Here is an 8,975-nt window from a genome sequence, read left to right as displayed (position 1 = left end):
CCCAAGCCCAAGCCCAAGCCCAAGCCCAAGCCCAAGCCCAAGCCCGACACCGAATGGTGTTTGCAGCACACCTTGGGAGAGCGGCAAGGTGTATACCGCTGGCGCCAATATCAGTTATCAAGGGCGTAATTTTACAGCCAAATGGTGGGTCGATCGTGCGCCGCAAAGCCAAGACACTTGGGGCGGCTGGCTGGATTTAGGCACCTGTAATCAGTCCACGCCGGTTGCTACAGAGGGCTTATTATTCGATGACTTTAGCTATAGCAATACCGCGCAACTGGCGAATAATGGCTGGTTATTACGCAGCTGGGATGGCGGCCCGGGATTGAGTAATGGGCAATGGAGTCCAAACAATATCTCGTTCTTGAGCGATGCGGCGCTACCGGGTAATACGCTGATGCGCTTAAAAGCCAGTAGCAATATCAGCGCCGACCAAGTCGTTGGCAACCGAGGCAATGGCGGGCAAAGCTCGCAAGTCGAGCTGATGACGACAGAAGCGCGTTACCAAAATGGCACTTGGGCAGCACGGATGTACTTTACCGATGCGCCAGTGCAAGGGCCCGATGGTGATTCTGTCGTGCAAACCTTCTTTGGCATTACGCGCTACATCGAAGGTGCTGAGCCCTATAGCGAAATCGATTTTGAATACCTACCTAATGGTGGCTGGGGGATTGCTGCACCAACGATGTGGAGCGGCACCTACGCCATTGCCGCGTACGATCCGGAAAATCACGTCGCCGTCGCCACCCAACAAAGCTTTGCCGGCTGGCATACGCTGGTGATGAATGTACAGAATGACGAAATTCGGTTTTATATCGATGGCCGTTTAGTGCAAAGCTACCGTGGTAAAGCGCAGCCAGATCATCCGATGTATTTGTCGTTTCAATTGTGGTTTAACAGCAGCGGGCTGATTCAGAGTAATGAGCTGCGTGAATACCAAGAAGACATCGATTGGGTTTACCACCGCCAAGATCAACAATTGAGCACTAGCGAAGTAGAAGTGCAAGTTCAGCAATTGCGCCAGCAAGGGCTCGCCGCAGTGAAAAACATTCGTTAATCTAAGGGTATCTCTACCTAGTCATTGATATAAATGGTTTAGGTAGAGATACCTATTGTTACTGGTTTTTTTGCCGATGATGTGTTGCTGCAAACTACCGTCATATTGCTTTTATTCAACACCAATATCGCTAAGGGGCCACTGCATGTGCATTACAGTGGCTGGTCCTTATTGATAAGGATGCGGGGTATTGGTTTTGATTTTCCCCATCCCTTTGATGGTTGAATTGATTTTTGGCTCGTTGGCAAATGAAACTGTGCCAATGCCATACAACTGAATCGTCGCTGTTTCGGCATTTTCAACGTAGACGTTGCCCGTCCCACGACTATCGATTTCAATGTTTCCCACATTCGGCATGTAGACATCGCCAACACCGTAGTTAGTGACTACGGCCGATTGTACTGTGTTGGTCAATATTTCGACCCGGCCAGCGCCACGATTAGCAACACGGATTTGCTTCAAATTGGGTGACTGGATTTTTGTGATGCCTGAGCCGTAATTCTCTACCTCGCTCAAAACGCTTTGATTAGCCACAAGAGCGCTATTAAAAACAATCGCAGGCATATTGGGGCTGATATTTTGCTCGGTGCGTAGCTGGATAATGCCTTGCGCCAATAAATCCTGATCCAACTCGGCCAGCAGCGCCTCATCTAACTCAACACTTGCTTTCGGCGAAGAAAATTGCCGCACATTCACAGGGCTATGATTAATTAATTTCGCTCCTTGCTTACTGAGCAAAACCTGCACCACTTTACCGCTAGGCTGAATTGCATCCTTGCTTTGCAGTGCAAATTCAAATGCGGCAGAGCCATTATTATTAATCACAAAATGTGGGTTAGGTTTTGAGTACCCAACAGTGAATGTACCTAAACCCAATACGCCCAGCACGCACGCTGGAAATAACCATTGTTTTAGTGGCTTCAATTTATTCATGATGCTTTTCCCCAAAGATTTATGCGGTTTGACCGGCTTTGCGACGCCAGATCAGTGCGGTGAGGCATAGTCCACTGATTAGCAGCGTAATAATAAAAGGTGGGTTAATGGCAAAGCGCAGCAAATTGCCAACTTGAGCGGATAGATTGCTACTCGCACTCAAAAAGCGGCCTAAGTCGATTTGATCCATCACCCCAAACAATCCCGAAAAATAGATATCCACAAAACGGCTGGCGGGCGCGTAATTACTCAGGCTGCCGAGTAAGGACTGCGCCATAAATGCGCCAATTAAGACAATCACAATCCCCCAGCGGCGAACCGTGCTATTACCTAATGCCAACAATAGGACTAACGGTAAAAACCACAGCAAGGCTAGTAGGGCCTGCAGACTAAAGCCAACAAATGCCAGCAAGAGATTTGCACCCATTAGTGCTGTCCAGTGAGGTATCCACAGTGGCGCAGAGAGCAATAAATTCAGACCGATTGCGAGCACGATGGCCAATAAAGGCAGTAGCAGCGCATTCATCAACACCGGCACAATCACCGCATTTGCTTCATTGATTGGCAAAGAGCGCCAAAATGACAACGATTTATCATCTTTATCACGGTACGGTAGACCCGGAATCGTCAGCAAAACCCCAATCAGCGCGATATACAGCACCATGCTCGATTGAGTTGAAATGCCAAAGTTCGCGACTTTGGCCGCATCCGAAATTGTTGCGCTATTAAACTGCGGCATGCCTTGATATATCAGCACGATATACAGCAGCGCCCATGCAATGACCGGCGTCCACAAGCCTAGCAGCAGCCAAGATCGGCGTTGCTGCAGCCATTCGCGCAGCATCAGGGTTTTAAACTGTTGCATGTGGTTTCTCCGTGCTCGGTTGTGCTAAGGCGACAAATAAATCGGCGAGTTCAACGCGGAAGGTTTGCCCGAGTTGATCAATATTGGCGGGCGCATTGCCAGCAAAAATCGCGCATTCACCGCCCATTTGCCGAAAGCGATGCAGCGGTGCGGCCGCTTCGATTTGCGCTGCGGCGTCTAGCCCATAACGCACGCCGATAAAGCGCTCATCCAGATGGCTAATGCTGTCGTTGAGTACCAGTTGCCCATGATTAATCATCATCACATTGGAGAGTAGATTTTCGATTTCATCGACTTGATGCGTGGCAATCAGTACCGTGCGCGTGTCAGAGCACCAATCGTTGATCAACATATCGTAAAACGCTTTGCGGGCTGGAATATCTAGCCCTAGCGTTGGCTCATCCAAAATCATTAGCTGGGCGTCAATGGCGCTAATGATGGCCAAATGCAGTTGCACAATCATGCCGCGCGACAGTTGTTTAACCTTGGCGGTCAGCGGAATAATCGTTTGCGCCAGCTTTTGCTGCGCCAATTCGAGCTTAAATTTTGGATGCAGGCCACACATCAATTGGAGTAAATCGGCAACGACAATCCACGGCGGCAAAATCGCCACATCAGGGATGTAGCAAACGTGTTCTAGCATCGCCTCGCGCTGAGTTTGCGGATTAAAGCCCAAAATTTCAATTTGGCCTTGATAAGGTATCAAGCCCATCATCGCCTGCATCAGCGAAGTTTTTCCGGCGCCATTACTGCCCAATAAACCGACAATTTGCCCAGCAGGTAAAGCAAACGAGATCTGCTTGACCGCGGTTTTGTTGCCGTAGCGAATGCTTAAATCACTGACTTTGACTAAGTCGTTCATGCGGACTCCTTGGCATGCCAGTCTAAATCGCTGGCGCTAATGCCTAAACGTTGCAATTTGGCGCGCAGTAGCGGCCATTCTTGGCTTAAAAAACGCGCACGATCAGCAGCACGTAGTCGCTCGCTCGCTTGCGGTAAAACAAACATCCCCAAGCCACGGCGGCTTTCGAGCAAACCGGCATCCACCATCGCTTGTAAGGCACGATTCACCGTGAGAGGGTTAAGGCCATATTCAGCAGCTAATAGACGCACCGAAGGCATCGCTTGCCCTTCTTGTGGTTGGCCATCGAGCAAGGCTTGGCTTAGGCATTCGGCCAGCTGCAAATAGATAGGCGATTGATTATTCCAGTCGGCCATGTTCTGTGCTTGTGTGTTAGGTATGTAGCACACTATAGGTGTGAGTTTAGCGATTGGCAAGTGGTGTGATGGATTATTGTGGAATGTGAGGTAGTTAAAGGTAAAAAATAGGCAGAGTTTTACTGGGTATTGCTTTGTATGCTTTTTATTCAAATGCTTATAAGACAATACGTCATGTTTAAAATTCGTAGCTTGGGTTAATGCTGTGCCGCGCTCGTTGGTCTGGGGCTTAAAAACCCGTCCAAGCGCACCGAGTGAGGAGGGAGACAAACAGCTTTACCGTTTGGCTCACGATCGATCGAGGGTACAGCGGAGCTGTGCGCGCTCGGGGCGCCTTTCTTTCCCCCTCTTTCTTTGGCGAGTCAAAGAAAGAGGGTCCCCGTCGCGGACTGCGATTGTAAATAAATGTGCCGCAGGCACTTAAAAAACATCAATACGTAGCTTGGTTCGCGATTTTTCTACTCTTTTAACGACTCAATTAAAGCCATTTCCTCGGCAGTAAATCCAGCCTCAAGGCGGGCGATGTGGTTGAGGGTGCCGCGAGATACCGGCGCTTCATAATCGCGCAGTAGCGCGACAAACGTGGCAATCGGGTCGAGCTGGCGCTCTTCACAACACCAGTGATACCAATGGTTGCCAATGCGCACATGGCCGATTTCATCGGCCAGAATAATGTCCAGAATTTCACACGCGCGCTGATCGCCGATATTGGCGAGTTTTTGTCGAATCGGCGGCACGGCATCGAGCCCGCGCGCTTCTAAAATTCGCGGCACCAAGGCCATTCTGGCCATCACGTCGGCGTCGGTTTTGACCGCCATTTCCCATAAGCTGTTATGTGCTGGAAAATCGCCATAAGCAAAACCGAGCGTTTGTAGATGCTCGCACAGCAGATTGAAGTGATACGCTTCTTCAACGGCAATTTTGAGCCAATCGGCATAATATTGCGCGGGCATCTGGCGAAACCGATACAGTGCATCCAGCGCTAGATTAATGGCGTTAAATTCAATATGCGCAAAGGCATGCAATAGGGCGGCGCGGTTTTCAGCTTCGGCCAAATTGCGGCGACGAGGTAAATCTTTGGGTGCGACCAACTCGGGGTGAGTCGGGCGGCCGGGGCTGGCAACGGCAATAATCGGCGTGGGGTCGAGCGGATCGCGTTGCGCGAGATGAATATCGCTCAGTTTGGCGATTTTAGTCTGGGGGTTCGATTCAATTAAGGCAGCAAAGGCAGCAGCAAACACGGCAGATTCCAAAGATAAAAGCAGCGCCAGTATTACGCGCTGATGGCGGGCTGGCAAGCGTATTCGGGTCTAAGATCAACAGGGTGAAACACGACTGGCATCCGCCAGCGTGAGACGGTTTGGAGAGCAGCAATGAAAATTTTATTGGTACTGACTTCGCACGATCAACTGGGTGACACCGGCCAGAAAACCGGTTTTTGGCTTGAGGAATTTGCTGCACCGTATTATTTGCTACTCGATGCTGGCGCTGAGCTGGTGCTGGCGTCGCCACTTGGCGGGCAGCCACCGCTAGATCCTAAAAGTGATGCGGCGGATTTTCAAACTGCAGCCACGGCGCGGTTTAAACAAGATGCCGCCGCTCAAGCGGCTTTGGCCAACACGCTTAAATTAGCCGAGGTCAAAGCCAGTGATTACGACGCAGTGTTTTATCCCGGTGGCCATGGCCCAATGTGGGATTTAGCCGAAGACACGCAATCGATTGCCTTGCTAGAAACCATGTATGCGGCAGGGAAACCGGTGGCCTTAGTGTGTCATGCGCCAGCGGCGTTGCGGCATGTGAAAGCGCCCGATGGTCAACCTTTGGTGGCGGGCAAATCAGTGACCGGCTTTAGTGATTCTGAAGAAGCGGCGGTTGGTTTAACTCATGTGGTGCCGTTTTTATTAGAGGATGAACTGGTTGCCAAAGGCGGCGTGTATTCTAAAGGCGAAGATTGGCAGCCGTATGCTGTGAGTGCCGGCAATTTGATTACCGGGCAAAATCCAGCGTCGTCGGAACTGGTGGCGCAGCAATTATTGGCGCAACTGCAAGCTTAAATCATTGGCTGGATAAAAAAAACGGGGCTCAATCGAGCCCCGTTTTATATGGATGGCGGTTTAAATCTTATTCAATCCCAGCAAAATCGTCATCGTCCACCGCACTGGCGGCGCTGGCTTTATTGCGCGTTGGATGCATCACTTCGGCGGTTACGCCTTTTTCGCCGGTCCGTACATTTTGGTGTACTGCCGGCAATTGATGGGCAATCCCTTTATGGCAGTCAATACACGTTGCGCCTTCAGCAAAGCCTTTTTGGTGGGCGGTGGCTGAACGTGAGTTTTGCTCCATATAGTCAAAATACTCGTAATTATGGCAATTGCGGCAGGCTTGCGAATCATTGGCCTTCATTCGCTTCCATTCGTTTTGCGCTAATTGTTCGCGTTTTTCGAGGAATTTTTCACGGGTATTAATGGTACCCGTGAGCATGCCCCAGACTTCTTTGGACGCTTCAATCTTACGAATCATTTTTGGGCCCCATTCATGCGGCACATGGCAATCTGGACAAGTGGCCCGCACGCCAGAGCGGTTGGTGTAGTGAATGGTATCTTGATATTCCGGATACACATTGTCGGCCATCTCATGACAAGACAGGCAGAACTTTTCGGTATTGGTCATTTCTAGCGCGGTATTAAAACCGCCCCAAAATATAATCCCCACGACAAAGGCAATCACAATGCCAACGATACCGATTTTAATCGTCCGTAGTTTTTTTAGTCGCTCGCACAGTCGTGCTTTAAGGCTAGGTTTGCTTTCGCTCATGATGCGTCTTTCCTTATTGGGCGAATTATTTCACTAAGCCATTGGCCGGTTTAAACGAGCTACCTACCAGCGGTTTAGCATCGGTTTGCGGTACATGGCATTGCTGGCAGAAATAACGGCGAGGAGAAACATTGGTCAACTCAGTGCCGTTGCGGGTTTTAAAGTGGGTAATCGAGATTTTGGTCGCGCCGGTTTCAGCGGTGCGATCCCAGCTATGGCAATCGAGGCATTTATTGTATTCAGTCGTGACTGAATAGCCTTTGGTCGAATGCGGAATCAACGGCGGTTGCTGTACAAACTGGCGTGGCAGCGGGGGACTATCGCGCTCCCAACGGTAATGCTCGGGGGTCACATCACCACTGACCGCTTCAGTGCCGCGCAGTGATTTGAGTTCATCGGCTTGCACGCCGATCGCGCCAAGGCCAAAGGCCAATAGCATTCCTAAAATACAGGCTAGTTTTTTCATTGTATTTCTCCCTTAAAGTGGTAAATCAGTATGTTGATTAAAGCGATGGCTAATTTTGAAAACGTCTTGATCACAAACATCGATGCAGCGTGCGCAATTGCTGCATTCTCCGGCGACAATCACCGGGCTGCCTTGACCTTTGAGCGCATGCCGAATCACTTGCGGTTCGGGGCAGACATAAAAGCACTGCATGCAGTCATCACAGGCATGGCGTTTGGGTGCAGTAACTCGCAGTAAGGCCACTTTACCAAGCACGCCATAAAACGCGCCCACCGGACACCAATGCCCACACCAACCACGGCTGACCAAAAAAGTGTCGTAGACAAAAATGGCCAACGCCATCGCCCACGCTAAACCCATGCCAAACAGCATGCCGCGCTGCAGCCCAGTCACCGGATTCACCCATTCCCAAGCCACTGTTTGCGTGATGAACGACAGCAGTAAGACCCCAGCCAATAGCCAATAACGAGTATTTCTGGCCACTTGCTGCCCGGCTTTTAAACCTAATCGGCTACGACACCAGCGGGCCAAATCGGTGATTAAATTCACCGGACAAACCCAGCTACAAAACACTCGGCCACCGACAAGCAAATACGCACCCAGTACCAGCGCGGCACCGATCACGGCTTGCCGCTCGGGCGTATGCCCAGCGAGCCAGGTTTGCAGCAAAATCATCGGATCGGTCAGCGGTAAAAAACCAAAACTAAAACTCGACGCCAGCGTGCCTTTAACCCACCAAATACCCAAAAGCGGGCCGATTAAAAACAGCGCCAAAATCAAGAGTTGGCTGCTACGCCGTAAAATCAGCCATCGATTGCGTTGCCAAAATGACCTCATGGCGACGCCTTCTCTGGCAGATTGGGTGGTAAGGCAATTTGTGGCCCGATTAACGATTCGCCGCCGGCATTGGCTTTTTCTTCCCAACCTTGACGGTAATGCTCGGCTGCCTGTCCTTTGGCGACAGAGCGCGGTAACACGCTGATCGCCGCTTTGGGCAGCACACACGATTGCTCGCACTTGCCGCAGCCGGTGCAAAAATCGGAATGCACCGTTGGGATCAACATCGCATGTCGGTCTGAGCGTGGGTTATGAATGGTTTCTAAGGTAATGGCTTGATCAATCACCGGACAAACGCGATAGCAGACGTCGCAGCGCAGGCCGAGAAAATTCAGGCACGTTTCTTGGTCGTGCAGCACGGCCAAGCCCATTCGCGCGGCGTTAATATCGGTGAGCTGGTGATCTAAAGCGCCGGTTGGGCAGACTTTGACGCAGGGAATATCCTCACACATTTCGCAAGGGATATTTCGAGCATCAAAATACGGCGTTCCCCAGCCTATGCCTTGTCCTAAGCTGGCGAGTTTCAAGGTGTCGTAAGGACAATCGCGAACGCATAAACCGCAGCGCACGCAAGCACTTTGAAACTGCGTCTCGGGCAAAGCACCGGGCGGACGTAACGCTTGTACCGGCAGTGCTGCCGCTTGTTGACTGGCCAAAACCCCCAAGCCGCTAGACAGCACTAGGGCACCACCACAGGCGGCTGCACTATTTTTTATAAACTGTCGTCGATTGGGTGTAGCTTTCATTTTATTAAGGTATTGCCATCTAAGTCATTGCTAGCAATG

11 protein-coding genes are annotated in these 8,975 nt (G+C 50.7%); 2 read left to right on the top strand and 9 right to left on the bottom strand.

The features are described from left to right. Positions 1 to 1,057: family 16 glycosylhydrolase (locus Q0V82_RS15980; RefSeq protein ID WP_297577348.1), on the top strand; the 1,057-nt coding region annotated here is incomplete at its 5' end. A gap of 168 nt (positions 1,058 to 1,225) precedes the next feature. Here Q0V82_RS15980 and Q0V82_RS15975 read toward each other — a convergent pair. The 5 genes from Q0V82_RS15975 to Q0V82_RS15955 form a co-directional block, all read right to left on the bottom strand. Further along, complete coding sequence (locus Q0V82_RS15975; RefSeq protein WP_297577347.1) at positions 1,226 to 1,990, bottom strand: GIN domain-containing protein; 765 nt, start codon at positions 1,988 to 1,990, stop codon at positions 1,226 to 1,228. 19 nt (positions 1,991 to 2,009) lie between these two features. Continuing rightward, positions 2,010 to 2,855, bottom strand: a complete 846-nt coding sequence (locus tag Q0V82_RS15970) for a hypothetical protein (RefSeq protein ID WP_297577345.1) — start codon at positions 2,853 to 2,855, stop codon at positions 2,010 to 2,012. Continuing rightward, positions 2,842 to 3,717, bottom strand: a complete 876-nt coding sequence (locus Q0V82_RS15965; protein ID WP_297577343.1) for an ABC transporter ATP-binding protein — start codon at positions 3,715 to 3,717, stop codon at positions 2,842 to 2,844. The genes Q0V82_RS15970 and Q0V82_RS15965 overlap by 14 nt, the downstream gene beginning before the upstream one ends. Beyond that, positions 3,714 to 4,073: a GntR family transcriptional regulator gene (locus tag Q0V82_RS15960; protein ID WP_297577342.1), complete on the bottom strand. Its 360-nt coding sequence runs from the start codon at positions 4,071 to 4,073 to the stop codon at positions 3,714 to 3,716. Before Q0V82_RS15960 ends, Q0V82_RS15965 begins: the two co-directional genes overlap by 4 nt. A gap of 458 nt (positions 4,074 to 4,531) precedes the next feature. Beyond that, positions 4,532 to 5,326, bottom strand: coding sequence for a ferritin-like domain-containing protein (locus Q0V82_RS15955; RefSeq protein ID WP_374758559.1), 795 nt, complete (start codon positions 5,324 to 5,326; stop codon positions 4,532 to 4,534). Positions 5,327 to 5,446: 120 nt separating this feature from the next. Here Q0V82_RS15955 and Q0V82_RS15950 point away from each other — a divergent pair, with 120 nt between their 5' ends. Beyond that, on the top strand, positions 5,447 to 6,127 hold the full coding sequence (locus Q0V82_RS15950) for a type 1 glutamine amidotransferase domain-containing protein (RefSeq protein WP_297577338.1): 681 nt from the start codon (positions 5,447 to 5,449) through the stop codon (positions 6,125 to 6,127). Between the two features lie 67 nt (positions 6,128 to 6,194). Here Q0V82_RS15950 and Q0V82_RS15945 read toward each other — a convergent pair whose 3' ends face one another. Genes Q0V82_RS15945 through napG form a run of 4 tightly spaced genes read right to left on the bottom strand, consistent with a single transcriptional unit; the run spans position 6,195 to position 8,936 of the window. Beyond that, positions 6,195 to 6,887 carry a NapC/NirT family cytochrome c gene (locus Q0V82_RS15945; protein ID WP_297577336.1) on the bottom strand — a complete coding sequence of 231 codons (693 nt, stop codon included), beginning with the start codon at positions 6,885 to 6,887 and terminating at the stop codon, positions 6,195 to 6,197. A gap of 25 nt (positions 6,888 to 6,912) precedes the next feature. Next, positions 6,913 to 7,353 (bottom strand): nitrate reductase cytochrome c-type subunit, encoded by a 441-nt coding sequence (locus tag Q0V82_RS15940; RefSeq protein ID WP_297577334.1) that lies wholly within the window; start codon positions 7,351 to 7,353, stop codon positions 6,913 to 6,915. Positions 7,354 to 7,365: 12 nt separating this feature from the next. Next, entirely contained in the window at positions 7,366 to 8,190 is an 825-nt protein-coding gene (gene napH, locus Q0V82_RS15935) for a quinol dehydrogenase ferredoxin subunit NapH (RefSeq protein ID WP_297577332.1), read from the bottom strand. After that, the gene (gene napG / locus Q0V82_RS15930; RefSeq protein ID WP_297577330.1) at positions 8,187 to 8,936 is read right to left on the bottom strand and encodes a ferredoxin-type protein NapG; all 750 of its coding nucleotides are present in this window, start codon (positions 8,934 to 8,936) and stop codon (positions 8,187 to 8,189) included. The genes napH and napG overlap by 4 nt, the downstream gene beginning before the upstream one ends. Positions 8,937 to 8,975: the final 39 nt, after the last annotated feature.

It is taken from the genome of uncultured Deefgea sp. (genome assembly GCF_947072475.1).
Lineage (GTDB): Bacteria > Pseudomonadota > Gammaproteobacteria > Burkholderiales > Chitinibacteraceae > Deefgea.
This window is presented reverse-complemented; position numbering and strand designations above follow the sequence as displayed.

Bases quoted from the DNA above. Each gene is read 5' to 3' on its own strand.
- Q0V82_RS15945 (WP_297577336.1), bottom strand. From the start codon at position 6,887: ATGAGCGAAAGCAAACCTAGCCTTAAAGCACGACTGTGCGAGCGACTA.
- Q0V82_RS15965 (WP_297577343.1), bottom strand. From the start codon at position 3,717: ATGAACGACTTAGTCAAAGTCAGTGATTTAAGCATTCGCTACGGCAAC.
- napH (WP_297577332.1), bottom strand. From the start codon at position 8,190: ATGAGGTCATTTTGGCAACGCAATCGATGGCTGATTTTACGGCGTAGC.
- Q0V82_RS15970 (WP_297577345.1), bottom strand. From the start codon at position 2,855: ATGCAACAGTTTAAAACCCTGATGCTGCGCGAATGGCTGCAGCAACGC.
- Q0V82_RS15960 (WP_297577342.1), bottom strand. From the start codon at position 4,073: ATGGCCGACTGGAATAATCAATCGCCTATCTATTTGCAGCTGGCCGAA.
- Q0V82_RS15950 (WP_297577338.1), top strand. From the start codon at position 5,447: ATGAAAATTTTATTGGTACTGACTTCGCACGATCAACTGGGTGACACC.
- Q0V82_RS15975 (WP_297577347.1), bottom strand. From the start codon at position 1,990: ATGAATAAATTGAAGCCACTAAAACAATGGTTATTTCCAGCGTGCGTG.
- Q0V82_RS15940 (WP_297577334.1), bottom strand. From the start codon at position 7,353: ATGAAAAAACTAGCCTGTATTTTAGGAATGCTATTGGCCTTTGGCCTT.
- napG (WP_297577330.1), bottom strand. From the start codon at position 8,936: ATGAAAGCTACACCCAATCGACGACAGTTTATAAAAAATAGTGCAGCC.